At 47.7% G+C, this 25,868-nt stretch carries 26 protein-coding genes; all 26 read right to left on the bottom strand.

Translation table 11 applies throughout. The features are described 5' to 3' along the window. Window position 1: 1 nt before the first annotated feature. Window positions 2-880 (bottom strand): hypothetical protein, encoded by an 879-nt coding sequence (locus NST96_RS16325; RefSeq protein ID WP_342404198.1) that lies wholly within the window; start codon window positions 878-880, stop codon window positions 2-4. Window positions 881-954: 74 nt separating this feature from the next. Beyond that, window positions 955-1,134: a hypothetical protein gene (locus tag NST96_RS16330; RefSeq protein WP_143864256.1), complete on the bottom strand. Its 180-nt coding sequence runs from the start codon at window positions 1,132-1,134 to the stop codon at window positions 955-957. A gap of 158 nt (window positions 1,135-1,292) precedes the next feature. Continuing rightward, the gene (locus NST96_RS16335) at window positions 1,293-2,786 is read right to left on the bottom strand and encodes a type IV secretion system DNA-binding domain-containing protein (RefSeq protein WP_342404199.1); all 1,494 of its coding nucleotides are present in this window, start codon (window positions 2,784-2,786) and stop codon (window positions 1,293-1,295) included. Window positions 2,787-2,805: 19 nt separating this feature from the next. After that, window positions 2,806-3,921: a DUF1173 family protein gene (locus NST96_RS16340; RefSeq protein WP_342404200.1), complete on the bottom strand. Its 1,116-nt coding sequence runs from the start codon at window positions 3,919-3,921 to the stop codon at window positions 2,806-2,808. Next, on the bottom strand, window positions 3,918-4,997 hold the full coding sequence (locus tag NST96_RS16345) for a ParB N-terminal domain-containing protein (RefSeq protein WP_342404201.1): 1,080 nt from the start codon (window positions 4,995-4,997) through the stop codon (window positions 3,918-3,920). Before NST96_RS16345 ends, NST96_RS16340 begins: the two co-directional genes overlap by 4 nt. Before the next feature lie 12 nt (window positions 4,998-5,009). Next, entirely contained in the window at window positions 5,010-5,513 is a 504-nt protein-coding gene (locus tag NST96_RS16350) for a hypothetical protein (RefSeq protein ID WP_342404202.1), read from the bottom strand. Next, a complete protein-coding gene (locus tag NST96_RS16355) occupies window positions 5,510-6,244 on the bottom strand; it encodes a hypothetical protein (protein ID WP_342404203.1) in 735 nt (244 codons plus the stop codon). The genes NST96_RS16350 and NST96_RS16355 overlap by 4 nt, the downstream gene beginning before the upstream one ends. Before the next feature lie 609 nt (window positions 6,245-6,853). Further along, window positions 6,854-7,423 carry a hypothetical protein gene (locus NST96_RS16360; RefSeq protein ID WP_024984535.1) on the bottom strand — a complete coding sequence of 190 codons (570 nt, stop codon included), beginning with the start codon at window positions 7,421-7,423 and terminating at the stop codon, window positions 6,854-6,856. Between the two features lie 158 nt (window positions 7,424-7,581). Further along, window positions 7,582-9,045: a cell division protein FtsZ gene (locus tag NST96_RS16365; RefSeq protein ID WP_342404204.1), complete on the bottom strand. Its 1,464-nt coding sequence runs from the start codon at window positions 9,043-9,045 to the stop codon at window positions 7,582-7,584. 285 nt (window positions 9,046-9,330) lie between these two features. Next, entirely contained in the window at window positions 9,331-9,594 is a 264-nt protein-coding gene (locus tag NST96_RS16370; protein ID WP_024984538.1) for a helix-turn-helix transcriptional regulator, read from the bottom strand. A 2-nt stretch (window positions 9,595-9,596) separates the two neighbouring features. Further along, complete coding sequence (locus NST96_RS16375) at window positions 9,597-10,415, bottom strand: EAL domain-containing protein (protein ID WP_342404205.1); 819 nt, start codon at window positions 10,413-10,415, stop codon at window positions 9,597-9,599. Window positions 10,416-10,431: 16 nt separating this feature from the next. Then, the gene (locus tag NST96_RS16380; protein ID WP_024984540.1) at window positions 10,432-10,827 is read right to left on the bottom strand and encodes an A24 family peptidase; all 396 of its coding nucleotides are present in this window, start codon (window positions 10,825-10,827) and stop codon (window positions 10,432-10,434) included. Window positions 10,828-10,840: 13 nt separating this feature from the next. After that, window positions 10,841-11,242, bottom strand: a complete 402-nt coding sequence (locus tag NST96_RS16385) for a hypothetical protein (protein WP_310769189.1) — start codon at window positions 11,240-11,242, stop codon at window positions 10,841-10,843. Beyond that, a complete protein-coding gene (locus tag NST96_RS16390) occupies window positions 11,239-11,445 on the bottom strand; it encodes a hypothetical protein (protein ID WP_342404206.1) in 207 nt (68 codons plus the stop codon). The genes NST96_RS16385 and NST96_RS16390 overlap by 4 nt, the downstream gene beginning before the upstream one ends. Window positions 11,446-11,607: 162 nt before the next feature. Then, complete coding sequence (gene ltrA / locus NST96_RS16395; RefSeq protein ID WP_024985477.1) at window positions 11,608-12,906, bottom strand: group II intron reverse transcriptase/maturase; 1,299 nt, start codon at window positions 12,904-12,906, stop codon at window positions 11,608-11,610. Between the two features lie 646 nt (window positions 12,907-13,552). Further along, a protein-coding gene (locus NST96_RS16400) for an IS1182 family transposase (protein WP_122958896.1) occupies window positions 13,553-14,883 on the bottom strand; the annotation gives its coding sequence in 2 pieces (ribosomal slippage) (window positions 13,553-14,343 and window positions 14,343-14,883; 1,332 coding nt in all). A 166-nt stretch (window positions 14,884-15,049) separates the two neighbouring features. Further along, window positions 15,050-15,268 (bottom strand): hypothetical protein, encoded by a 219-nt coding sequence (locus NST96_RS16405; protein WP_024984543.1) that lies wholly within the window; start codon window positions 15,266-15,268, stop codon window positions 15,050-15,052. 89 nt (window positions 15,269-15,357) lie between these two features. Then, complete coding sequence (locus NST96_RS16410) at window positions 15,358-16,230, bottom strand: hypothetical protein (protein WP_342404207.1); 873 nt, start codon at window positions 16,228-16,230, stop codon at window positions 15,358-15,360. A gap of 3 nt (window positions 16,231-16,233) precedes the next feature. Further along, window positions 16,234-17,091, bottom strand: a complete 858-nt coding sequence (locus tag NST96_RS16415) for a hypothetical protein (RefSeq protein WP_342404208.1) — start codon at window positions 17,089-17,091, stop codon at window positions 16,234-16,236. A gap of 10 nt (window positions 17,092-17,101) precedes the next feature. Then, the gene (locus tag NST96_RS16420; protein WP_342404209.1) at window positions 17,102-18,493 is read right to left on the bottom strand and encodes an ATPase, T2SS/T4P/T4SS family; all 1,392 of its coding nucleotides are present in this window, start codon (window positions 18,491-18,493) and stop codon (window positions 17,102-17,104) included. Window positions 18,494-18,505: 12 nt separating this feature from the next. Continuing rightward, window positions 18,506-19,705 (bottom strand): hypothetical protein, encoded by a 1,200-nt coding sequence (locus NST96_RS16425; RefSeq protein WP_342404210.1) that lies wholly within the window; start codon window positions 19,703-19,705, stop codon window positions 18,506-18,508. Then, window positions 19,702-20,547, bottom strand: a complete 846-nt coding sequence (locus NST96_RS16430; protein ID WP_342404211.1) for an RcpC/CpaB family pilus assembly protein — start codon at window positions 20,545-20,547, stop codon at window positions 19,702-19,704. Before NST96_RS16430 ends, NST96_RS16425 begins: the two co-directional genes overlap by 4 nt. A gap of 44 nt (window positions 20,548-20,591) precedes the next feature. Further along, a complete protein-coding gene (locus tag NST96_RS16435) occupies window positions 20,592-21,023 on the bottom strand; it encodes a hypothetical protein (protein WP_342404212.1) in 432 nt (143 codons plus the stop codon). A 5-nt stretch (window positions 21,024-21,028) separates the two neighbouring features. Continuing rightward, a complete protein-coding gene (locus NST96_RS16440; RefSeq protein WP_342404213.1) occupies window positions 21,029-23,284 on the bottom strand; it encodes a hypothetical protein in 2,256 nt (751 codons plus the stop codon). 12 nt (window positions 23,285-23,296) lie between these two features. Next, complete coding sequence (locus tag NST96_RS16445; protein ID WP_342404214.1) at window positions 23,297-24,712, bottom strand: hypothetical protein; 1,416 nt, start codon at window positions 24,710-24,712, stop codon at window positions 23,297-23,299. Further along, window positions 24,709-25,653: a stalk domain-containing protein gene (locus NST96_RS16450; RefSeq protein ID WP_342404215.1), complete on the bottom strand. Its 945-nt coding sequence runs from the start codon at window positions 25,651-25,653 to the stop codon at window positions 24,709-24,711. Before NST96_RS16450 ends, NST96_RS16445 begins: the two co-directional genes overlap by 4 nt. Between the last annotated feature and the right edge of the window lie 215 nt (window positions 25,654-25,868).

Genomic DNA, 25,868 nt, shown 5'->3' on the forward strand with positions numbered 1-25,868 from the left:
CTCACCCGGTTACGCGGATAATTTCTCCACTCAACCGGCGCTCTTTGTTGTTGATCCGCTGCAGCTGGATGAATACTACTTGTCCCTCCCTCAGCAAGCCTTTGTGCAGACTCCGCTTCGGATGCAGGCAATACACATCCAAGCCAGGCACGAGTTCGACCCAATACCCTGCATCGAATTGCCGTTTAATCACGCCTTTGTACACGCCTCGGAGATTGAACCGTGTGCCAATAAATTCCCATTTGTCCTGAAGAACAGGGGCCACGATGAGCCTAATGGACGGAGTTGGCATGTTCTCGCCTTGATCTTCCCTGGCTGCCGCTTCACTCTGCTGCGCCGCATGCCCATTCCTAACGATCTCCTTGACTTCAACGGTGAGCGTGTGGCCTACCTGATATACATCTCGCAAATTCTTAAAGGGCAATTTCAAGTCGGAATTGGTAAACGTAAATGAGAACCCGGAGGTTTCCACGACGATGCGGTTCTGCGACACTTTCGTTACCGTTGCCGTGTATTGATCCCCTACTTTCATCCGCCGCAAGGCAATTTCCTGCATCAGGTCGATGGCACGGGTACGACTGCACAGCACTTGTTCGGCATCCTGGTCAATATGCAGGATCATAACCGGAATGGTCTGTCCTAGGAATTCATTCATCTCGGACGATTTCTCCACGCCCGTTTCCATGCGCGGAACGATGCCCTTTACAGTACCAGTCGGCTCTACTTCCAATACCCAGCAGCGAACGGATTCTCCATTCAATTTGTGTGTCTCCAAGCCGATAACATTTGCCTGAATGGCCATGTTATTTTGTTTGGCTGCGAACAGCTCCGCCCAAAAGTTCTTCTGGTCTCCTTTGCGCTCCAAAATGTTTGCCAACATGAACAATTCCTCCTTTTTCACATGAACGTGAGAAAATAAAAATAGCCCTCATCCTTATGGGAGAGTAGCTATGATCATACCTTCCAATATCTTTCTTCTCGCTCGTCCAGGATAAATGCTCCCGTTTTTATGTCCACTCTGAGGAATGGAACAAACGGTACCTCCTCACTGACTTTTGCCGATCGCTTCTTTCGAGTTGCTGGCTTCTGGGTTGCCACCATTTGTTGTTTATTGACAGCCGCTTGTCTTGCCATGTTAAATCGCCACCTTTATCAAATATCTTGAAGCCTCCGCTAGGAGAATGCCTCCAGAAGGGTTAAACCCGTTACTATCGTGATTCCTACCAAAACCAGGGTCCAAAATCGCCATTTCATCCAATGGACACCCCCACTTCATTTGAGAGGAAGCCGTATTATCCCGTTTTTCGTTTGGCTTTTCGTAACGTAAACCATTTCTCTTCCCCGGAAAGATTGGACTGCTCCGGAAACACTATCGTGATCTTCTTTCTCGGCTGATCTCCCCCTTCTTGTGAGACTGATGCTTTTGCCTCCTCTGATTCGCTCGGGGAATCCCTCGCGATCATCTCTTCCTTCCGTTTTCTCGTCACTGTCTCTAACCACGCGTATGGTTTCCGTTTTCCTTCTTCCTCCTTCCCTTCCGGTATTCGAACCAACTCCCCCTTCACAAGTTTGGGTACCTGTAATTGCCCGTTCTTCACAAGCCTGGCGACAAAGTGATAGGCCGGCAACTCCATCAGTTGTGTCGGGGTAAACCGCGGTACTTCCTTTTCCGTCTGCGTCACTTTGTCCGCTGTGAATGCTTTCATTCCCATATGGGTGTCGTAGATTTTCGTCTGGTTGACTCGTTTTTCTGTCCCGAATAAGGCGCTAAACTTCTTCGCATCCGCTTCGTGTTCGCAGGCGAAAATCAATTTATTCCGGCAGTTGGTCATAATGGTATCCTCCAATCCGGGATATCCGTCCACCTTCAGTTGGGAAATATTCTGGATGGCGATTGTACACGCGTTTCGATATTTCCGCCCCAACGTCAATAGCCGGCGAAAATCCGGATTGAGGTATTCGGGCAGCTCATCGATGAAGGTGTAATGCGGGCGCCTCGTCCATTGATTTCCCGGCCGACGGAAAACAGCGTTTTGAAACGTCATGATAGCAAACTGACCAAAAATGCTGCTGAGATTCCCCAACTCGCCCAACGCGGAATTGATGAGAACCACGCCTCCGTTGGCCAAATGTTCTTCAAACCTGACGCTTTCCTCTTTCTTTTTCGTTAGCAGTTTCAACACCAGCTCGTTCCCCACCAAGTCTTCCAACTGCATCCGGAGGCCCGTAGAGATTTTGGTGAAGTTTTCACTGTCGAAAACCTCCACCTGAAAAAACTCCACAAGGTCATCTCGCCTGTGTTTTCGTTCATACTCCGTGATGTGTTCCTTCAACGTTTTGAGATTCCGGAGCGCACGGACAATATGCAGCAGATCGGCATCGTCTCCGTACAGACGCTTCAACAGCAAAACCGCATTTCGCGCGGCCATTTCCTGCACCAACGCAAAAAAGGCTTCTTGTTTGCCAAACAGCCTTTTTAATACGGTCCTCGTCATTTCCGCAACGACTTGGGGTTCGCCCAGCAACGGGTTTAGACCATCGCTTCCGTGCCACGTTGGATCGATTCGACGTACCGGGATTCCATAGGCAAGGCACCCCTGGTAAATATCCTCCACAAAGTCACCACTCGGCTCCAAAATCAGCATCCCGACACGGTTTCCCCGCTTATACGACTCCAAAATCTGCATAGCCATGGGAGAGAGCAAGTAACTCGTTTTCCCACTCCCCGTTGGTCCCACAACCAAGGTGTGCAAAAACGCATCCAAGCCGCCATAGGTGACAATCATCTTGTTCCCCTCCCCCTTGTTAAAATTCTACCGGATCACCGGACTGCCACTGCACATAGCGGATTACCCGGTTTCGTGCCGCTGCTCGGTAAATCTCCGCCTGTTTTCTCCTCCTCTGAGGTGACCGATCTTCCAGGGCCTCATCCGGTTCGTCCAGCACATCCACATACACAGGAGGACTTCGCTCCGGCAGAACAAAATCCGGCTGATACCCCAGCCATTCCTCTGACGGCTCAATCGGACGAAGGATGGTGTACTTTCGTTCCCGCAACAGCATGAGCAATTCCCATTCTGCTCCGCTGTGCAGCCACCAAACTTCTTCCGTGATATACCACCCCACAACCGGAGCAATAGAACGCGGTTCGTGATAGTCGAAGTTGACGCGAAGCGCAACCAGTTTGCCATCCACACGGTAACGGGTGATATGGCTTTCGGGAACAAGGACACGGATCAAACACGACCTCATGCCCTCAATCCCCCACCGCTCTCCTCCGATCACTTCTTCCCGCTCACGCAGCCACCCAAGAACCACCTTCCGCCGTTTGGGAAGCCGAAACCGCTCGTTAGGGACGTACCCAAACCAATAAAAATCTTCCGTCCCTATCCAGATTCGGTGATGGGACATGCAGTGCCAAATGTGGTACAACACGGAGGCTGGTGTCATCTTCTTGCCCCTTCCCTGCAGCTGCTCGACAGCCAGCTTGTACCAGTCGAAGATGAATGAAGGAAACAAGCGATGACGATGCGTTTGTTCTTCCGTTTTAACCCCGGTTTGATTCCCTGTCTCCCGGCTTTTCCCTGTTTGTGTACCTGTTTCCGGGAACAGCTTGATATGAACGATCAAGCGATCGCCAATCTTTTCGACTGCTCGCCTCTCCCCTGTTCGGGACCGTTCTACCTCCCCGTAGTAAGGACAAGCAGGTGTATGTTTGTCGGAGTTTTCGGGATTGTTGACAAACGTATAGCGTCGATGAGGCGTTTTTCGCACGTGCATCTCCGCTCGCATGGCATATGCCTGACACGCGCATTGTATCCGCGGCTTTTGTTCATGCCATTGTTTCAAAACGGTTTGATCGTAATCTGTACCGGAGCGATACACATCTTCGGTTATCAACTGGTCGTTTACATAAATCACCTTCCCGACACCGCCTCGTCCAGTCTTTCAGATACGCGCATCAACTGCCCTACTATATCATGGACGCGTTCCCGCACCACGGCGTCCGTCAGGTTATCAAAAAACGGGAGGAGATCTTGTTCCAGTCGTTCAATCAGCTTTTCCGCCTTGTCTAGTTTTTTGATCAACAAGCGGCGCCGCAAGTTTCGGGCACTGGATGCTTCCAACGTGGGGGCAACGGCATCAATCGCCGTCTTGGGGATCTCCTTCTCCAGTTCGGTGTGCCATTCCCTGTCCTCTTCCGGCAACTCATTCTTCTGTCCACCATCAGCTGCATCTTGCTCCTCCATTTCTGCCAATACGTCTTCTTTCATGTCCAGCAAATCCAATTGTTCTTCCTGCAGATCCACCTGCTGCGACCGGCGCTCCCGGAGATATTCCAGTTCGCTGCGTATGGCCTGGATTTCTTGGGATCGTACCTCTTTGACATTGGAACGGGTAATGGCCTCGTACAGCTGGCGTTGCTCTTTTTCCGACAAGGCAGCCAGTTCGTTCCCAGCCACCACGCCGATAACGCCACGGGAAACCAGCTCTTGTAGTTCTGGAATCAAATCCAAGAGTCTGAGCAATCGTCTTGCCGTTCTTTCTCCCTCCCCTACTAGATTTGCTACGTCATGTCGTGTTTTTCTCGCATTGTGGTCATCGTGTCCCTTTTTGGGCCTCCCCACCGTGATTCCCCAATAGTCGTACAAGACCTTAATCTTACGGGCTTTCCGCATCGGGTCTTTCTCATCCCCGCGGCGTGCATCATTGGCCATGACAAGCAGGTACAGCATTTCTTCTTCCGTGACAGATTCCACGACTCGTACCGGTACCTCTCCCATTCCCTTCTGTTTTGCGATCTTCCACCGCTCATGACCGGAGATTATAACGTTTTCACCCGTTACCCATAAAGGCTCCTGAATCCCCATTTCGTCGATGCTGTTCTCAAGCAGAGCGGCCTCCATGGAACCCAATGGGGAATTGAGCATCCGATTGAGTGGATGTTCCCTTAACTCTTCCACCCTCCGATACTCCACTTTTTCCCGAATAAGCATGATTCTCCCCCCCTATTCCCCTCCTGGACGGAATGGTTCGCTTGTGATCTCGCTTGTACGATCTACCCCCAGCTGGAATTCGATTAGCTCCCAATCTTGGCCCATGGCCTTCTTTACCGAGCGGGTCAACGTCCCCATGGACGACGTTACCCATTTGGGAAGGGCAACCGCAAAGCGGTGACACATCTTGATGCCGACCACGGCATATAAGACGGTCACCGCTAACGTAATCAACAACCAGTTCATCGCCCCATCCCCGTTCCAATACTCCAAGGCTACCTGGTACAAGGCGAGACGGACTTCATCTCCCTTCCATCCCATGAGAATCCAATAGGCCGCGCCCATCCACCAGCCGGAATAAGACTCCTGTTTTTTCCATACCCACAGAGTTATCCCCAGTATCCACAGAATCCCCAACCAAAGCAAAAGAGGGATCCAAGTCATCGGAAGGGTGTTCGCGAGAACAAAACCTGCTACGACGATGACGAGAAACGATACTCTACCTTCACCCGTCATAAAGACCCCTCCGCTTTCCAGGTGTTCCCCCCTGATGTTCTCATGGCTGCTTCCCATCCGGCGCCGAGACTCAAAATGGCCATTCCTTCATCGTAGGGAAGAACGTACTCCCAATAATCAGGAAGACCCCACTGTTCCATGCACCACCCATTTCGGCTAAGAACGATCACGCCGTCCACGACACCTCGTACCCGACGGGATTCTTCTTTTGCTCGATAAATTGGCAATCTCCCTCCCTGCGGTTCGATCACGAACAAGGCATACTTTTGCTCTTCCCAAATAAGGATGCCGCCAATACGAGATTGCTCTCGATCTTGGCGGCCCCACCCGACAAATTCATACTTTGGTATCCACACCCATCCTGCTTTTTCGCACGCTACCGCTACGTTCATAATCCATAGGCGGTTCCATTGCGCTACTTTGCTGTCATTCCGCCATTCTTCCCATCGGCGAATCTCAATCTCCAACCGGTCCAGGCTCCACCCCTCTACGTCGGCCAACACTTCCAGCCCCTTTTTTAGTAGATACCAGCAGTATCCCCTCGGCCACTCCCGGTTGTAGATTGCTCGTTTGGCAATGTAACCGCGCTCTTGTAACGTTGCGATTCGTGTATACCCGTATCTTCGGCCATCGAAAATACGTTCTCGTAACACATCTGATGTGCAACCACGATAGGCCCATATCATCCGAAACAGGGCAATATCATTTGACGTGATTTCTGGTGTTCTCACAATCGTTCCCCCTTTTTCGTTGCTGTACGGCTCGCAACCGTCGAGTGCTGGGCACTCTCCCACTTGCTCGCCCGATTTCTTTTACCGATCAACTTTCAGAATAGCCAACATTCCCTCTTTCCACCTCCGTGGAATGGTAGCCTTCCCCCCGGCATTATTGAGCTCCCCTGGCTGCTGGTCACCTGGGCAGATTAGGGGCTTCAGCCTCCGGCCTTAGCCCCTAATCCCACCGGAATTGCCCTTTGATTGCACAACCCCGACCCCCAAACTCCAAAACCCATAGAACGACATGGGATCAGGACACTTTTTTCATATGGAATCTGTCTTTTTGCTCCTTCCCCGTAGTTAACCCCCGAAAGGCAGATATGGAACCAAAGAATCTTCACAACACCCGGCAACTGAATTTTGCTTTCCTTAAATAGCACCGTTCAAACATAGGGAATCAAATGTTTCTAGCGAACCCCTGTTTTCACCCTCTGTATCGTATGGATTCTAATTTGATTCCATAGGATAGCCGCTAACGTCGCGTGGAAATTTCTGTCGATTTTTTTGATTCAATACGAAAGAGCGCTTTGATTCCATACGTATGCCACCGCTGTTTTTCGGGTTTTACACCGCCAAGAAATCCATTAATTTTCGTCTGGGCAGCACGTACATTTCCGTGTGGGGGTGGTCGACGTTTGGTTCATAGTCAAACAAAAGAGACACCCGACTTTTGTTGTCGTCGGGGATGAAATAGGCGTTTACCAACGCATCGATCATCCACTTGTACACGTGGTTGTCCAGGTCAATGAGAAGATTGGCGGGATAATGGTTCCGAATCCAGACCGCCACGGGCTCCTGGAAGTAGTAACTTCCCACTCCATCCCTCGTATTAAAACCATCCCAAGCCTTCCTGCGGTCCGGCTGCCAGAATGCTCGCAAGGCTTCTTCTGTTCCTACCAACCACTCCTGCTTGATCTGCTCTCGCAACCCTGGTGCGTGGTTCTTCAATCGACTGAACACAGGAGCCAATTCCGGATAGACCAACCGAAAACAATGGTCTTCCAATGGTTCCAACAACGGTTGAAAAGAGCATGGATTTTCCACAGGATTCCTTTCTTTCATCCATTCCTTTAGCTGATACTGCGCTTGCAGGAGAAGTTCATAGGCTTGTTCCACCCCTGTACGTTCCCACATAAAACCACCTTATCAATAAATTGGCAGAGAATACCGTCACCATTCGTTGGGATACTATCGGCATACATACCGTTCACCCTAAAATGCTGAATTCTCGGCTCTCTGTTGCAATTGGTATAGGATACCGACAGTATCCGTAGGGATACCGTTGGATGCTATTACTGGTTTTCATGCAGACGAATCTTCCGCAGCGCATCGAAACGGTTTCCTGATCGTTGGCCAAAGCGGTTCGGCTGCTCCTCTTTCTTCTCCTTCTGATTCTCATCGTCTTTGGTGACGGCTGACTGTGATCGACTGAACACTGACTGAAATCCTCCCCCAAAACCACCCCCTCCGAATTTGTTCGTTTTCGGCTGATAGGGGTTGAACGTTGACTGTTTCACATTTTTGATAGCGGCAGACACATCAACATCCAGTTCCGATTCTTGTTGAACCTGCACTTGTTTTTCCTTGATCTGTTGAAGTTCTGTCGCCAGCTCGGCGAAACGGCTTGGCATCCCCATCCCAGCAAAAAAAGTGTAGATGACCGCGTAATTTTCATTCCAGATCGGGTCGCCAAACTTACCTCTCATTTGCGTAATCGGATTGTAGTCACTGATCACTTTCTTGATCGTCCGTTCCGTGATGACATCCTTGAAAAAGTCCGCATTGGACGGTCGCAAAATAAAACCGCCGTACATCGTCGCCGTTTGGTACTGGTGCCCGCAAGCAAAGTATCCCTTCTCGATACTCGATCTCATCTTTGCTTCCAGTTTTTCAATGGTAAAATCCGGTTCCAACCGCGCTTTCGCTATCGTAAGAAGCTTGCCGGAGAGCTGCATCAGCTTGATGAAGTCTGAAGGGTCATAGGTTACGTTGTCGCTTCCAAAATTGGCAGGGATGAGATTGGCTTCGTGGATGGTACTAATGACCGCATTATTCCCCTCGTCTTTCCAGGACAGGTTTGTATGTTGGAGCGTCCGCGATCCCTTCTTCAATTCAAAATCATGGTAAATCTTTTTGTTGTCGGTTAAAATCACGCTGGCTAACGGCTTTGTGTCAGAGTATTCAAATAACTCTTCCTGTATCTTGAGAAAATCCTGAATCTCCTTTAACAGCAGCAAGGCATTTGCGATTTCATCAGGATCGTCAATCGGCAGCGAAATGAGTAAGGTGATCGGAACAGGAAAGAATCCTTCCTTGATCAAATTGAGGGTTAAAGAGCCCCAACCGGTTCCCACGCCACCCCCGGCGCCAAGTGAAATGATCAGATGCTCCACATTTGCAAATTTCTTTTCCATGGCAGCAGCCAACTGGCTTCTCAATTCATTCGCCTTGGGATTCAACGTCGGATCGAATAACTCGACCACAAGAGAAGGAGTCCGAGCAGCTCCTTTCATTCCGTCAAAGTGAATGCGATCCTTTTCCGGGATGTTTTTCAGGTGAATCATATCCGCCTGGGCAAAGTTGATTGCCAACGTTGGGTAACATTGTGTTCCATCCGCAAAGTGATAACCAGCAAAGATATCCGCATCCTTGTTCCCCTTTTGACCGGCGCCTATCACACCAAATCGCAAGGACACATCTTGGATGAGGCCGTTGCTTGTCATGAACTCCAATTCCTTACTGTTCATCAGACTCATGGTATCCCCCCTCGTTTGAAGTCAGCAACAAATAATCTACAAACGCTTGTCCTTCCTCGGAGAGTGAGTAGAGCGTTTCTCGTCTTGGTGTCCTCAACTTGAGAAGTCCTGAAAAATACAACGCTTCAACACAAGCATGGACGACTGTTTTGCTGTATCTGCTCGTGTCAATGATCGATTGTTTATTGATCTCTCCACTCTCTCCGATAATGCAAAGAACTTCCTTCATGGGTTCAGTCAAACGGGCAGAGAACAAAGCATAGTGTTTCGACTCGTACAATCGGGTCATAGTTTCACCATTCCTTTAACTGTCTCCATTTCTTTTAGAAGCCAAAATGGTAACTCTCGCTTGTACATAATGTTTAGCTTTCTCAGCACGGTCTGGCTATGTTTTTCCGCTGTATAAGGAGAAACCTCCAAATGAACCGCAACTTGCGGGATGGAGTATCCTTGCAGCAGCATGGCCAGCACTTTTGATTCTTGGGGAGTTAGGCCATATCTTTCGGAAACTCCGTTCATCAATTTGTCTAGCAACTGGTTATCTGTCATCGTCAACACCTCCTTAATCCAGAATGCACATCGGCTTGTAAGAATTGTTCAAACTGATCGGCCGGCAGCGGTTTACTGAACAAAAAACCCTGCATGACGCAACAATCTTTCTGCATGAGATAATTCTTCTGTTCTTCCGATTCAACTCCCTCGGCTACAAGCTGCAGATTCAATTCGTGAGCAAGACGAATGATGGCTGAAGTAATCGGAACTTCCTGCTGGCTGTTTTCCACATCTTGCACAAATACTTGGTCGATTTTCAATGTGTCAACTGGAAACATGCGCAGGTAATTAAGCGAAGAGTATCCTGTACCAAAATCGTCAATCGCGATCTTTATGCCAATCCCTTTCAACCTGGCGAATGTCGAAAGGATATGTTCTTGTCGAATCGCAATGTTCTCCGTCAGTTCAATCTCCAAACACTCTGGGGGCAACCGAGTTTCTTGCAAAACATTCAAGATAACCGCAACAAAGTCGGCATGTTGGAAGGAAAGCGGGGAAATGTTGATAGCGATTCGTATTGGCCCATAAGTATTTAGCCACCTCTTCGCCTGTCTGCAAGCAACTGTTAATACGAATCGGACCAATTCGGCAACCAGACCATTCGATTCAGCTAGGGGAACAAAAATTCGTGGCGAAATCTCCCCTAACAATGGGTGTACCCATCGTGTGAGAGCTTCCGCTCCAATAACCTGACCTGTCCCAACGTGAACAAATGGTTGGTAAAAAATCTCAATCCCTCCCTGCTTTCCCGCTGCCAACGCTTTTCGTAATTCTTGTTCGCATATTTCTTTGGCGTGCTGGATTACCGGCAGATCCATCGACACCTCCTCCTTATTACCCCACCGAAATCGTCGGCAGAAGGATCATGAATGAAAACGTGATAAACGGTGCAAACGGTACATGAACTTGATTCATCACTTTAGAAAAAACGAGCCCCGACAAAAAAGACAATAAGATCACCCCATTTACGAGCGGGAACCCAAGTGCAAATCCCAAGAAGGTAAGGAGTTTCATATCCCCTCCCCCAATGCCGTCTTGTACGAAAAATGAAAGTCCCAGCAGCATAGATAACACAAAAAGACCACCAAATACGGAATGCCCCAATTGGTCATGAAAGTAATGGAACAGGAGCGAAACCACCATAGACGGATACGTCAACCAATCCGGAATAATCCGCCATTTCCAATCCGTGAAAGTGGCGATCAACAGAACAATGAGAGAGAACCCCATGAGTATCACGTCCTCACCTCATCCAGACTTGTGATGTAAACGTGGCAGATGCCCGTAAGGGAACTTGAGCCGTGATTCCGATGATCTTCAAAGACTGAAATGTGTAGGTGGACGAAACGGCAATCACGCCTTCCTCCCCTTTTGCTAATGGACCAGCTGTAACCGTCAAATCCCATTCAGCAGGGTCCAGTCCGGCATCAGCAAACCGCTGTTGCAAATAGGGGATAGTACCATCCAACAGCCCGCCATGCTCCCCCATCTTTTGAGCCGTGTCATTGATACAAACCTGAGCATTGAGCCATTTTCCTCCCCATTGAACAAAATCACCCATAAGGATGAAGAACGGAAAAATCAGGGAGAAGATGATCAAGTACTCAATACTGATAAACCCATTTTGATTTCGTAGCTTTTTCATTGGAGGATCACGCTCCGAAATTCATGTGCTTTCCCGGCATGTCGTACACTGGTGGTATAGTCGGAAAAATACGAGTTGATCCAAGGTAAGGCCATGGAGGCCAAACCAAAGATCATCACCGCAGAGACCACCAAAATCACTTTCTTTTCCATCAAGACCGTACCCGATTCATCAAGGCACCACTGGCGGAGAAACCTTCGCATTCGCACCCTCTCCTTTTGGAATTGATGTAGAGTAGAGAACTGAAACTTTCGGGCGACCGTATGGTCGCCTTGCTCATTTCAGCTCCCCCTCATCAAACCGTACGTGAGGTTTTCCCTCATACGGCTTTCCGATGTTCTTCTTTCTTTGGCATTCGGCTTACTTTATCCGGCTAATTTCAATAAACTACCCTGCGTGTTTTGTATGACCTTCAGCTTTCCGGCATGTTTATTCCGCTTGCTTCTTTTCTTGTTGCAGAAGATTGTAAGGCGTTCAATCACATACCAGTCTATCCGTCTTGCCCATCGTTTGGCGATGGGCGAGATGAAGTAGTAGTTCTTGAACCCCCTTAGCTTGCGATTTAGCCCTTTCACTAGCTCTTCTAGAGACAGAAACAGTTTGTTCCTTGGTGCAGTGTATTCCTTAATTTTACGTCTCATTTCCTTCATTGCTTTCTTAGCTGGTACATGAGACATAGCAAATACCTTGCTCCCCCCTTTGTTGAACACGGGGAATTTGCGATGGTGCAGCCCAAGAAAGTCAAACCCAGTGGAATTGTCCCAAATATTAACGAGTCTAGATTTCTCTTTACTGAGACTAAGCTCCAGCTTGTTTAGAATAGCCATCAGCACTTGAATGCTTTCCAATGCTTCTTGTTTGGTTCTGCACATGATAACGAAGTCATCCGCATAGCGGATAAGTGTGCCAAGATGGGAGAATTGATTTTCCCAAATGGTGTCCATGTAGTTTAGATAGATGTTTGAAAGAAGAGGCGAGATTACCCCTCCTTGCGGAGTTCCCAGTTCTGTTTCATGGAATTGATCATTTTCCATGACCCCAGCCTGCAGCCATTGTCGGATAAGTTTCAGAACACGTCTGTCGCTGATTCTCATTTCGACCAGTTTCATCAACTTCTCATGGTTGATGTTGTCGAAATACCCTTTAATGTCAACATCTACGACCCAATAACACCTCTTGCTTGCTTTGCGTATCTGTGCAATTGCCTGGTGAGCATTTCTTCCTGGCCGAAAGCCATAAGAACAGTCCCGAAAATCAGCTTCAAAGATCGGTTCAATGACTAGCTTAGTAGCCATTTGGACCACCCGATCCTTGATCGTCGGGATGCCGAGTGGACGTTTCTTGCCATCCGGTTTAGGGATGTAAGTTCGACGAACCGGATGTGGACGATACCGCTTTTCTTTTAAATCTAGATAGATCTCGTTAAGAAAACGGCTCTCCCCATACTCCTCCACAATCTGTGCGATGGATTGTCCGTCGATTCCTCCGCTCCCTTTATTTGCTTTTACTCTCCTCCAAGCTGTCGCTAGAATATCCGGGCGGTAGATTTTGTCATACAAGGCATGAAATCGCCGTTTTGAGTTTGCCTTGGCACAAAGATATAGGGTTGTCCAAAGTTGTCGAGCTTTTACATCGGTGTAGTTAGCAAGTTTACTTGCATTCACTCACTCTTACCTCCTTCGACCCGTGAACAAAGCAGGGCTCCTTCCCTCCATAAGGTTGTGTTGTCCTTATGTTCATCGGTACTATGAACCCCTCCGACTCCCTCTCTGCCATCCACCACTTCCCTTACGGTTATAGGTTTCCGTTTTACGCTCCTGACGGGGCGTGCAGAGTAGGGTCTCCCCAGTTCCGTTAACTACTTTCTCAACATACCGCTCCCCATACCCCGAGGGATTCATAGGTGCTGTATTCCAAGTTCTCCACACCGTCCTTGGCCTTCGCCCATATGAAACAAGCTCGGCTTCCCTTTGTCCACCTCTCGGTGGTCTTTCTTAACGAGGCTGCAGGATTCACTTTATGTTACGGCCTGCTGATTTGCTCGCACTCTTTCGAGTTACTTTGTCACAGGGCTTCAACCTTAGGATTTCTCCACCAGTTGCCTGTCAGCTACGAGGTGACTTGGCTCCTGCCTCGGTTGGACTTTCACCAACTAGCAATTAACGGCTTGCTGGGCACGCTTCATAAATAGAAAAACCGGGCATTTCTGCCCGGCCAGGCTGTCGAGAAACCCCACAATATGTTGGAGTTTCTTCTTTCATAACAATAAAATTGAGCACGAAGTGCTGGAAGTCTTAGATAGCACCACACCTAACATGCCTTTGCAAGGTGGAGTGCTATCTTTTTTATATTTTGAACGGTTGCTGTCAGCAACGCTTGCTCTTGGACATTTTCACGTCCGCGCAACCTACAATAGCGAAGTCCATGCAGTTCTTTGGCATCTGCAAAACTTCGCTCTATCGTTTGGTATCTCAACCTGTATAGGTATTTTCCTGACTTACTTAAGCGGTTCTGTCGAACCCATTCTTTACTCTCTTCCCATACATGCCTGGTTATCACCTTTTGGTGATTTTTTGACCGTGTACACATAGTGAGCATCGGACATGCCTTACATATTTCTTTATTTGACTTATACATTCTGTATCCGTTACGGTCAGTTGTCGAATAAGCAAGCTCATGTTTTTGGGGGCAAATATAGACATTCTTTTCGGGATCATATTTAAACCGCCATTTGGCGATAAGGCCTTTAACAGGTGAAAAAGCTCGATGGCCAATGACGGCAAAGATATTTAGATCGTGCAGAGCCTTGCAGATTGGAGTAGTTAAATAGCCAGCATCCAATGCAACGGCTTCAATGGTATCTGTAAACCCAAACTTCTCAATTTGGTGTTGTAGCCGATCTACATAAGGAACAGAATCATGAACGTTACCCGCAGTCACGTGTACATCAGTTATGATATTGTACTTATGATCGACTGTCCGATGATCGAGATAGAAAAAGCCTTCAGGCTTTCCGTCACGAACCATGTAACCACTGTCCGGATCAGTAGTACTCACCTTGATTTCCTTTTCTTCCTTCACATCCTCTCTAGGCTTCAATCCTTTTTTCCGTGTGCTTCACGGTCTTCATTAATGGCTGCTTCTAAATCACTAAGGTAGGCTCGACTAGATTTTTCAATAACATGCTTCTTAAATTTACGTTTGTTCGCATTTGCTTTCAGATGAGTGGAATCACTTATCAAAACACGTCCGCCAACCATGCGATGTTGGATAGCAAGGCGAACGATTTCATCAAAAATCTCTTGGAAAACATTTGTGTTTTTAAAACGAGTTCGACGATTCCAACTGATGGTAGTGTGGTCTGGAACTCGATCTGTTAGTGAAAGGCCAAGAAACCAGCGGTAAGCGATATTCGTCTGAATTTCCTTTTCGAGTTGTCTTTCTGACCGGATACCGTAAAGGTATCCAATGAAAATCATTTTAAATAAAACCACCGGATCAATGGCTGGTCTACCGTTATCTTCACAATAGTATTGGCGTACTTTTTCTCGGATGAAAGAGAAGTCTACATGCTTTTGAATAACTCGTAGCAAATGGTCCTCCGGGACCAACTCATCAAGGCATACAAATTCATATTGCATTTGTTGCTTTTTTTCATTAGAGGAAAGCACAATAATCACCCGCCAGTAAATGTAATTACAAGAATATTATAACACATTAACGCGGTGTCGTCATAAAATACAGGGAAATAAAAATGGCTGTCGACTTTCTCGACAGCCTGACCGGGCATTTCTGCCCGGCCTCCTTTTACCAGCTTACTTCTTCGTTGATTTGGCTGTTGTTTTTGATGTTGTCGGATGTTTGGCTCCAATAGTCTTTTAAGAACGTATAGCCAAGGGAACTGAATCCAAAAACACCTACGACAATGACGACCAACAGAATTTTCTTTTCCATCAGCACCGTACCACGATCGTTGCGGAGCGGTTTAAACAGGACTTTTCCTTTTTGAATCATTTTTTTCCACATCGTAATCCTCTCCTACATATTTTTTTTGGCTTGATTTCTTAGAGATTGCATCTACTCCATAGGGGGATCTCTCAAACTGCTCGCCCCCCTTAAAAGGCCGGTCCTTTGGACAGCATACTCACCAAATACAACGCCATCAGGGTGGCAATAAACAGGATACCGTCCAAGGCAATGAGCATATTCATCGCCTTGACCTTGGCAGGACGTACTTGCTTTTCGCGCTCCATGAGTTTTTTGTCCAACTCCCGAAACGTCAATTCCATTTGCCCCAAGATTTCCTGACCATCTTTACCGGGCCCTACTGTCATGTATTGAGAAAGAGCTGTACTGAATTCAATCAATTCCGGCACCTTTGTACTTCTGGCAAATTTTTGAACTGCCTCCTGCGGTGACAGAAACTCCAAGTCTTGTTTGAGTACTTCCGCATACGCTCTCAGCCCACTACCTGTTCCGTGTTCGCAAGCAATTCGCAGCGCATCTGCTGGGGTCTTTTGCCCCTTGAGCAAGAGTCTGACCGTCAATGCAAAGTTGGGCGTTTCCTTTCGTATCTCTTCCCGCAATTTCTTCGCTTTGTTTTTTAGCTCTCTCCTCGGCTCGAAGAAAAAGTATACGGCTAAAAGGATACCCAGACCGAGTATGAACCAAGATTTCACGAACAAGTGAACAATAAGAAACAGCAACAACACACCGACCATGTACACAAATTGTTCAACGCCAATCTGCTCAGGTGTCTTCCTCGAATCAGCATCCAGTAGTTCTTGCTCAATCGCAGCTCTGGTTCGCAGCAAGTACTTGTTGGTCAGAGGAAAAAGAAACTCGAATGACCGGTGCCATGTTTGATCGGGTTTGACTTCCTCTAAAAGGATTGATGCCCGATAGGTTGACGAGGGCTGAAACAGGTAAAACAGGATTAGAAAAAGGAGGAAGGCCAGTAACCCTCCCCCAAAAACGAGAAAGATCAACGATCACACCTCTTTTCGGATAATGAAATAACTCACGACGGGGACAAAAAGAGCAATCCCCAGATACACGGTTAACAAGCATTGGCCTACCAAACTATTTGTGTACACTGCAAATATTTCTGGCTGAAAGAACCGGAAAAATGCCACTGCAGCAATGAACAAATAGGACAGCCAACGATTCTCTCGAACAGCACTTAGCATGGCATTGGCCAGCTCCATTCTTGCCAATCGCTTGGTTTGAAAGAAGGCACCCGCAACCAATACGCCTTCGGCTGCGCTGTCGCCAACCGATTGACTGATCTCGGCCATCTTCACAAACAAGTTCATTTCGGGTACTTTGAGCCGTTCCATCATCTCCTGTAGGGCTTCCCCAATCAAAACATCACTGCTGTGAAGCTGGTACACACGCATGAACTCGCTTTTCAACGGCTCGTCCAGGCTCGGAATCGTGGTCTCCAACGCACGTTTCCAGTTTTTTTGAATGCGAAAAGCGGCGCCCAAATTTTGAAGCGCCGGTCCCAACTGCTCTTTCGCCAGATCCCGAATATGGCGTTCTTTATTTAAGTAAAACATCTTGATTGAGAAGTAATTGGCGACCAAAACGAGTATTGGAATAAATGGGTTGAGAAAAAGAAAAGACAAGCCAACTCCGATTCCGAAAGCAAGTCCCCACCATATGACTTGTTTCTGAACCGAAACCCCCAGCCTTTCTCCCTCTGCAAAAAAACTATTGCGCTCTCTTTTTGCTGGCTTGTGCAGTTCAATCCACTTGATCGTCTCTCTTTTCCCGGACTCAAACCATAGCAAGAGAAGGAAGCAAAATAACGCGGCTCCTACAGCTAACAAAATCGCCATGCTCATCGTTGCCACCTCATCCAGCGGGTTGGAGATACTTTTCGTATCTCGTTCTTAGAATTTCTGCATGTTGGAACATTTTGACCAGACGTTCAGAAATGGGGTTGCTGCGAACAAACTTTTTATGATCCCAGTCATACTCGAAGATCGGGTTGAGGATCAATTCTCCGTCTTTGTCAACGCCAACAATCTCCACGATTTCAAACACGCGGCGGCGGTCATCTTCAGCAAAATGCTTCTGCATCATGATAATGTTAAGCGACTTGGATAACAGCCGATTGGCGTCCTGTTTGGTCATAAACCGTGCCAAAAGCATACTAATCCGTTCTGCCAATTCTGAAGCACTGAGGCCATGCATGGTAAACCACAACGGGTGCCCAATCAAGGCAGCCTCAATCGCCGCCAAGAGATCCTTCTCTTTGCGAATCTCCCCGATGATCAACCGCTTTGGTGTCTGACGCAAACTGGTAACGACCAACTTTTGGATCACAATGTCCAACGACTCATCTTCCATGATCCGACATTCTTCCGAAATAAAGTGATAGCCTTCCTCATAGGGATACAACTTTTCCAATCGCATTTCGGCGGTGTCTTCAATGACAACGACTCGTTCGCCTTTTTTGATGAAGCCTGCCATTAGCTTAAAGGTTGTGGTTTTTCCGGACCCGGTACTCCCGCCCATGCAAATGGAGCAGCCCCCTTGAACAATTAGTTTGATAAACTCAAACATCTCGGGCGACGCTGTTCCTTTTTCCAAAAATTCCGTTTCCGTCAACGTGATCGGAGGAAACTTTCGGATGGTCAAGATGGGCCCTTTCATTTGACTGATGGGTTGCCATACCACATTTACCCTGCATTCACCGATCCGCGCATCCACAATCGGATTCTTATCCGATACTGACTTCCCGCATGAATTCAGGATTTTGGTGACAATGATGGTCTCCAGGTGCTTCTGATTGTCAAATTGAATCAGATCCCCTGCTGGGCGGTCTTTTCCGTTTTGCTTTACCCACGGCTGATCGTACCCGTTAATCATGATCTCCGTGATGGAGTTGTCCTCCAACGCATCATCCAGCGGCCCCAATGAAAAAATGTCTTTCCAAATTCGGAGAACGACATCATCGATGCTCATGCCAGCCACAAACTTTCGTTCGATCTGCAGGTAGTTGCGGATAGTCCGCTCTACCTCCGGCTTTCGTTTTTTATTGAACAGCGCATCCTGGACAAGTTTGTTATGTTCGTTCATGAGAAAGTTTCGCACTTCATTTCGCACCAATTCGTAGTCGGAACTGGTGTGTTCCACACTTTGTTCTTCGTCTGGCCGAGAAGACTTCGTAGCAGCCTGCTGGCTTTGCAGTTGTTGCAGGTTTACACGTCCTCTATTTAACAGGATTTTTTCATTTTGCATCGCTGACCCTCCTCACACGTTTTTTTCTCGAAACAGGGAAAAATGTGAAAGAAGGCTGACACGCCCTGTCTTTTTTGAATCGGCTTCCCGTCTTTTCGTTTCCTTCTCTAGCCCCAATAACCCTTCAGCGATTTCACCGATGGCTGACTCAAACGACTTTCCACCAAGCAAGTTTAATTTGTGAACCTCGGTGATCATTTGCGGATCATACGGAACAGTATAGGTGACGCTGCGCTGCAGGAACTCCTCGAATACGTCAATGTCCATCTTTTCAGGAAGCTTGTTGAGAATCACCTGGGCACCGTCCGTTGGAACACCGGTGTTCTCCAGCAGTTTGATTCGTTGTGGGAACAACCGCACAGCAGATGGACTGGTATCCATAACAAAGACACGTTGATCGCAAGCCCTGAGTATAGCCAAGTGTAACGGCTCATCCGGATCGCTTCCCATGGAAAAAATGATGTTTTCAAAGAATGGTTTGGCACCCTCCACGATTTTTTTCATGTAGTCGGTAATCTCGTTGAGGTCCGTCCCCAAGGTTGGAAAATACTCGAAACCAAGGTCGGCCGACGGAGACAGGACGTACAACAAATCCGGTAGCTTCTTGAAGTGTTCCGCCAGATGTTTGGTGACTTGCCCCATCTTGGACTTATGCAAAAAGTAGGGTTCCATATTGGGCCGTTCTTTGCTTTGAAGGGCCTCCAGCAGTCCTTCCAACGTGTATCGCGAATCTTTATACCCGATCTGATACGGCGCCTTGGGGAATCGAATATCCATGTCGATGTACAGCGTTTTCTTCCCATTCATGGCCGAATAAAAAGACAAGGCCCGGGCAATCGAACCAGCTCCTACTCCCGGTTGGATTCCAAAAAACCCGATCGTTCTCTTCACGTTCAAATGGGCAATGTGCTGTTTCTGCTCTTGCGTTTGCAGGGAGGACTGAATCCAGGCGTAAATTTGCTCCCATCTCACTTCCTCCCCCTTCAAAATGGAGGTAGAGGGAGACAAATTGACGGGAGGATCGTACGCCAAATAGAGAACAGGAACCCCCTGGCTCGCCAACGTATTCGCCACTTCACCGGTCGGGTCTGTGGTATCTGACAGAATGACAGGTGATTGTGCATCTCCAAGATCATAGCGTTCTTCGCACACGATTCCATAAGAACGTGCGAGCTGAGTAATCTGCTCATAGCTGCTTGCGTTGATGATCATCGGGCATCCCCCTTTGTAGTTTCGAGAACTTGAAACGTTTTACTCAATTCTGCCGTCATCCATTCCCGCATCCTTTTGACTGACCAAAGCCCGTTGTTCGTAGCTGATGTTGTTTTGCCATAGTCCTTGTAACTCACTCCGGCTACTTGAATGGTTCCGAGTTTTTCAGCCAGTTGGATCAAAGCGATCTGCTCATTATTGACCGCGAGAAGAATCGTTTGCGGTACGACATTTGCCCCGATGGTCACCGGCTGCTGCTCATCGCTGCTGTTTTTGGTAACGGCATCTGTCGTTGGCCGTGACTTTTGAGAACTGGTTGCATACGTCCCGATCACCCTCACTTTTTCCAAGAACGGGCCAATCACCGGCTTTTTATCCTCTTTGGCAACCGCTGACAGCCACAGGTCGATGTAACTCCCTTCCGTAATCTGGGCCGCTAAGGAAGAGCGCAAATTTGTGTTGATCGCAACCATCTTCTCCCCTTCGTTGAGGAGCATTGCCGCGCCATCTTTCATTTCCTCGGCCGTCAATACCTTTCCGACGTATAAGTAGCTGTTCGGCGGCACCGTATAGTTGGTGGCTGTAAACTTATTCAGGACGTCTTCCGGTTTTCGGAACACATTGGGCGGAACGATCTTGGCCGGGTGCATGCTCACCCTGATCACCCCGTCGTCAAACATCTTTTGGGTAATCATGGTACGGGGAGGAATCTCTTGCGAGACAGTCAATACCGGAACCAATGCACTTTGTCGTTTTTCATACTCTGTATATCCGAAGTAAACCCCCCCTCCAACCAAAGTGGTAAGCAAAAGAAGGATGACGATCCTCATGGTTCTTTGCATAAGAAAAAGGCGCCTATTGTGCGCCCATTCACCACCTTTTCATTTTACTCATAGTTTTTTACGTCGTACTTCGATTCGATGATCTCCGTTGTCTGTACCGGGACGTATACAAGTATGTTATCCTCCCTCAGCATTTTGAGAAGGGAACTGCTATAGTTAGCATCTACAGCAAGGGAAAGAAGCGCGGGCGACGTTTGTACGTTCATCCGCACGTTTAATTCCTTCGGACCCACATTCAGGTTGTTTTGAAGTACCCGACTAATGGTATCTTCCAATCCCTCCCGCATCAGATAAGGTGGATCTCCTACTCGCAAAGCAGCCCAATCCTGATGTTTGATAATGGCCTGCCGAGCCGCGGCAATCGCCGCACTTCGAAAGTCTTCTTTTCCGAATACGACGATGCTTACGTCTTTAAAGTACGCAATCACAAAAGCCAAGCAAATAAAAAAGGCTACCATCTTGGGTATCCCTGTCAAAGTGATCACCTCCGCTCTTCATGTGGGTAGACGGAGAATTCCTCAACCTCAATCCCGTTGGAATTTTCCTTTCCGTTGCTGTTGTACCAGGGAACAAGTTCATCGAAGTACCATTCGTGTTCCAGCCAATCCCATCCCGGCCGAATGTTGTGGGGATTTGGATTGTTTGGATCGACCCGTCGATAGATATAATCATCATGGGGGCTTCCTTGAATGTTATATGCTTGGTCAATACATGTGGCGAGACGCGGAGAAACAGGGGTTACCGTCGTATTGCCCTTAATATCCGTGTGAGTGATAAAGGTTACTCCTGCCCCTTCACCCTTCACCACAAAAGGATACGTTCCATCCTTTTGATAAAAGCTGGTGTAATACTTGTTTTGCCCATCCACGTACTGACTTTCATCGACTTCCAATGGATCAAGCGTGTGAAGATACTCGATGGCCTCTATGTCCTTCTGCCCCCGCTCAATCTTGGCTCGTGGAAATTGCCAAATGTTTTCTGATACCGGCGGAGCGTGTTTAGGCACCAATTCAACTGACGGCAGGACGATCGTATCTCCTTGGTACTCCTCCGTATCGAACTCCGCCACGATTTTGGAAAAATCATGGTTTGATCCATTGTGGGGATTGGAGTTGTGGTACTCCGTTTTCAGCTTGTAGGCAAAACCCATCCCTGCTTTCACTGTTGCCGTTTGATACTCCGGTGTAACGACGATGGACTCATAGTACTTTCCTGTGCAAATGCTGCAGCCAGTGGGTGTACAATTGCAATAGTACTCATAGGTGCCCGAAACCGCTGTCGTCTGGACCTTTGCCCCGCGACAAGCTGCCCCGACCACCTCTTCGGGCAGCAAAACAACACTCGCAGATTTGATATTGTCCGCGTACGTAATCTCGTCAAATCTCCGCGGCAGAGGATGAATCTCGGCCTCCAGTTTGTATGTCATCCTTTCAGATTTCCCGGTTACAGGTGTCTTCCACTCGAAAGGAACCTCCCTCTCTTCTCCCGGATTCAGATGAACGGATTGTCGGCCAACCTCCTTTCCATCGAAACGCAAAACGAGATCGACCGCTTCGGGCATGATACTATCTGGTATGTTTCCTACCTGTACAACTGTCGTAACGTTGTCTCCCTGACGATAAACCCCACCTTTGACTGATTTGACGTACAGATTCATGTTCTTCGTCAAATCAAGCGTGGTGACTTCCAAGTTGTTATGGAATCCATACAACTCAACAGGAGGAGCATTCTCATGTGGATTGAGCCGGGCATATACGGTATTTTGTAGTGGAAACGTTGCCGAAATGATTTTTTCTTCCCCAACCCCAAGCGAGATATTCGAGATCTCGCCCAATTTTGTTGCTTCTGCCCCCAAACCGTACTCCATGGATGTGACCAACGTTTGGGTACGTCCCGGCAAATCCTTTTGCTTCACAGGAAATTCGACTGTGATTCCAGTAGCTGTCTTAGCGGTCAATATACCTTCCCCGATTTCTAAGTCTGGGAAGTCAAACTGAACGAGCGTGTTCGCGTGATTATCCCCGTAATCTTTTTCCAACGGATTGTGATCGGGATTCACCTCGAATTCCATTGCTCTTTCCTTTTTCCCCTGCATGTCAAACGTGATGGAAAACGATATGGCTTGGCGCCCCAGGTTCTCATACCTCCCCGGTAAGGTTACTTCCTTGACTTCCTGCCATTGTTGATCCCCCTCCCATTTCCATGCTACCTGCGTTGTTTTCGGATTTGGTGATTGATTTTCCACGGTGACCGAAACATCTCTTGTCTCCTTATCTCGTTTGATCAGGATCGGATTGGGACTCACCTCAAGCAGTTTCAAGTTTGTGTCGCTGCCTACAATAACCGTAACCGTATATGGTTGCGCCACATTCCCTTCTTCGTCTTTCGCATGAAGCGTGACCTCATACGTTCCCTTTTGAAGTGCAAAGGTTCCGGAGTTTGTCTTTTCTTCAAGCCATTGTTCTTCAAATACTGTTGTCAGTTGATTGGTTTCAGTGTTCCGGTACTCCAGGGAGACTAACACCTTCTTGTTCGCCGAAAAGCTTTCCAACAAAATCGAATAACTCACTTCTCCAACGTCCGCGTATACGGTCGGAGCATTTTGTCCATTGATCGTCAGCGAATAGATCACAGGAGGCTTGCTCGATGAAAATCCGGACGCGGGAAGAACCGTGACCATGACCATCAGGAACGCAATCACGATCAAAGGGAGCAAGGTTTTTTGTCTGTTCCTCAAGTATCCCACCTCTCACTTCTTGAAATTAACAATCGCTTGAATGGCTCCCCTTACCTGATCCGGATACGTATAACTGGCCGGCATTCCATCACTAGTTGCTGTGGCCTTAGCCCAAAAGCCGCTGTCAACCAATGGAGACGGAAACTGGATGGAATATTCCCCCTTGTACTTTTTCGCGGAAAGAACGATCTCCACCGATTGGCCTTTGTTCACCACATACCGTTTCAAGACCTTTTCTCCTTTTGTCTCAAGGAGATAGGCCACCAATGGCTTCGTATCTTTTGAGTGATTTTCTAAGATGACCCCATTTTTGCTCTTCCCAATCTTGAATTCCCATCGGTTCATAAAGATGCTTGTATGAATGTCCGACACCCGAATGGGTTGATTCAGTTTGTCGGCAATGCCGTTGTTTTTGTTTACAGATTCAAGTATGGAACAAACCGCGGAGTTATACTGCAGCCCCCAAACGAGCGGCCCTCCGTATTTGATGGTCGATCCGTCTGACACATCCGGGAAGTAAATTCTCTGCGTTGCATCCCTCATCTTCACAAGAACCGGTTGGCAGCCTTGTACGATTCCAGTCTGGATGACAATCGATTTGGAAGCGGTTCTCCCAAACTTGTCACTGACCGCGAGTGTGACTTGATTTTGGCCCTGCTTTAGACCAGGCAATTCCGATAAAGGGACATTTCCCTCATAAGTAACCGTGTAGTTGCTGACTGGCGTATTTTTCGAAAAGAGCTGCTTCGTAGCCGTTCCGTTGACGGTGATAACTCCGGTGATAGCTGTATCAAAAATCGAGTGGGCCAACGCTTTGATGTGCAGACTTCCATTCGAGTTTTGTTCCAGGATCGGGATTGATGGCCATGGTGTTGTTTTATAAGTCGTACGAAAAAGTGGAGATGTAACTCCATCTCCACCTGCTGATTGCATTTCCGGATCACCACCGCCACTTAAATAGGCGATTGCACCGATGTTAATGTACTTGTATTTCCTGTCAACTGTATATTCCTGAACATATGGATGAGGGGGATTTTTACTAACCTGTTTCCATACCCATTCAGCATTCCCGTTAGCTTTGGTAGCCAAATCTTTGACTAATCCCTCATCCAACGGTATGATATGATAACCTCGTCGATCCTTGAAGTCGTCAGTTGGCAACATCTCCTGAATGTCATGTTGCACAGTTTGAATGTAGTCGCTAGTTTGGCCACTGATTTCATTGTGAAACCGCAAATCATGGCGGTTTACAGTAGATTTTCTTTGCTGTATACCTTGCAACCCACTCTTAGAAAAATTACCTCTTAGAACGATATCTTTCGTCCCAAAATTAAAAGCTCCGTAAGGGTAGGTCGCTTGGGCTAAAGCAATCGCTACAGAGCTTAATAACGCGATAATCACAAGAATGAAGACAAAGCGAATTTTCATCGTCTTGCCTCCCATTCAACTGTCATTTCTGGCAAATTGACAACTACGCCATTTTTCCCTTCGGCTCCCTTAAACAGACCGAAAGAAAGATATCCACCTGTACCTACAACCTTTGCAGAGAAAGTATCTCCAGGTTTTAGGTTATTAAAATCCCTGTCGTTTGCACGATTACCCCACTTACCGTCACTAGTGTCCTTATAGTGAAAGTTAATTGTGTGCCCTGCCGGTAGCTCTGGAATTTTTCCACTTACAATACCGTTTTCGTACTTAAGACTCGCAATAAACGACTCAATAGCCGGCTCTGTCACCGGATCTTTCCGCAACAACATGTCCGGATCGGACGGAGCTACAACCGTAAACTGCCCATCCACACCAACTTTCGTCCCTACTCCTGTACTGCCGGGTGTAGTCGACATGTTTCCGCTTCCAGGATTGGTTGCACTTGGTTGGCCGGTGCCTGGTGTTGCCGTACCTGGAGTTCCAGTCTCATCAGGCAGTTTTGTGGTGATTAGTACAAGTCGTTCAGTTGCCTTCCAATCGACTTTTGCACCGTAGGCTTCGCTGACAAAACGCAGCGGAACGAACGTACGATTATTTTGCAGCGTCGCTGCTGCATCAAATGTGATCTCTTGGCCAGCCACGACTGCCTTCTTTTCCCCGATTTTGAGCGAGATTTGTTTTCCATTCTTGTTCATAGTGACGGTTTGTTTCGCTCCATCCCACTCTACTGAGGCACCCAGTTTTTCACTGACAAAGCGAATCGGGATCATCGTCCGACTGGTAGATGGATCGATAAACGGCTTTGCGTCTGGGAATTGGACAGAGACATTGTCCACTTTCACCTGGATGTCCTTACTGTCCGCCAAAACAGTAACCGGACTGATGGCAGCGATCATGAGGGCTGCTCCAAGGAGATACTGAGCAAATCGAATCTTTTTCATACATTATCACCTCATGAAAAATTAAATTTTCGATTTCCCCCTAACAATTCCCATTATTTCATAATCGCTCCCCCTTTGAAAGTTGTCATAAATTACTTCTATAAAAAAGCAAAAGCCCCAGTCTCGGAGAGACTGAGGCTGAATCTACCAATCCATGGTATAATATGGTTTGCACAATAGAATCGGCTCCTCAAGGGTGGTCGGCTCACTCTCTA

It is taken from the genome of Brevibacillus sp. FSL K6-2834 (assembly GCF_038592925.1).
Classification (GTDB): Bacteria; Bacillota; Bacilli; order Brevibacillales; family Brevibacillaceae; genus Brevibacillus; species Brevibacillus borstelensis.

Bases quoted from the DNA above. Each gene is read 5' to 3' on its own strand.
- NST96_RS16325 (WP_342404198.1), bottom strand. From the start codon at position 880: ATGTTGGCAAACATTTTGGAGCGCAAAGGAGACCAGAAGAACTTTTGG.
- NST96_RS16330 (WP_143864256.1), bottom strand. From the start codon at position 1,134: ATGGCAAGACAAGCGGCTGTCAATAAACAACAAATGGTGGCAACCCAG.
- NST96_RS16335 (WP_342404199.1), bottom strand. From the start codon at position 2,786: ATGATTGTCACCTATGGCGGCTTGGATGCGTTTTTGCACACCTTGGTT.
- NST96_RS16345 (WP_342404201.1), bottom strand. From the start codon at position 4,997: ATGCTTATTCGGGAAAAAGTGGAGTATCGGAGGGTGGAAGAGTTAAGG.
- NST96_RS16350 (WP_342404202.1), bottom strand. From the start codon at position 5,513: ATGACGGGTGAAGGTAGAGTATCGTTTCTCGTCATCGTCGTAGCAGGT.
- NST96_RS16360 (WP_024984535.1), bottom strand. From the start codon at position 7,423: ATGTGGGAACGTACAGGGGTGGAACAAGCCTATGAACTTCTCCTGCAA.
- NST96_RS16365 (WP_342404204.1), bottom strand. From the start codon at position 9,045: ATGAGTCTGATGAACAGTAAGGAATTGGAGTTCATGACAAGCAACGGC.
- NST96_RS16370 (WP_024984538.1), bottom strand. From the start codon at position 9,594: ATGACAGATAACCAGTTGCTAGACAAATTGATGAACGGAGTTTCCGAA.
- NST96_RS16375 (WP_342404205.1), bottom strand. From the start codon at position 10,415: ATGGATCTGCCGGTAATCCAGCACGCCAAAGAAATATGCGAACAAGAA.
- NST96_RS16380 (WP_024984540.1), bottom strand. From the start codon at position 10,827: ATGGGGTTCTCTCTCATTGTTCTGTTGATCGCCACTTTCACGGATTGG.
- NST96_RS16385 (WP_310769189.1), bottom strand. From the start codon at position 11,242: ATGAAAAAGCTACGAAATCAAAATGGGTTTATCAGTATTGAGTACTTG.
- NST96_RS16390 (WP_342404206.1), bottom strand. From the start codon at position 11,445: ATGCGAAGGTTTCTCCGCCAGTGGTGCCTTGATGAATCGGGTACGGTC.
- NST96_RS16405 (WP_024984543.1), bottom strand. From the start codon at position 15,268: ATGTGGAAAAAAATGATTCAAAAAGGAAAAGTCCTGTTTAAACCGCTC.
- NST96_RS16415 (WP_342404208.1), bottom strand. From the start codon at position 17,091: ATGAGCATGGCGATTTTGTTAGCTGTAGGAGCCGCGTTATTTTGCTTC.
- NST96_RS16420 (WP_342404209.1), bottom strand. From the start codon at position 18,493: ATGCAAAATGAAAAAATCCTGTTAAATAGAGGACGTGTAAACCTGCAA.
- NST96_RS16425 (WP_342404210.1), bottom strand. From the start codon at position 19,705: ATGATCATCAACGCAAGCAGCTATGAGCAGATTACTCAGCTCGCACGT.
- NST96_RS16430 (WP_342404211.1), bottom strand. From the start codon at position 20,547: ATGCAAAGAACCATGAGGATCGTCATCCTTCTTTTGCTTACCACTTTG.
- NST96_RS16445 (WP_342404214.1), bottom strand. From the start codon at position 24,712: ATGAAAATTCGCTTTGTCTTCATTCTTGTGATTATCGCGTTATTAAGC.
- NST96_RS16450 (WP_342404215.1), bottom strand. From the start codon at position 25,653: ATGAAAAAGATTCGATTTGCTCAGTATCTCCTTGGAGCAGCCCTCATG.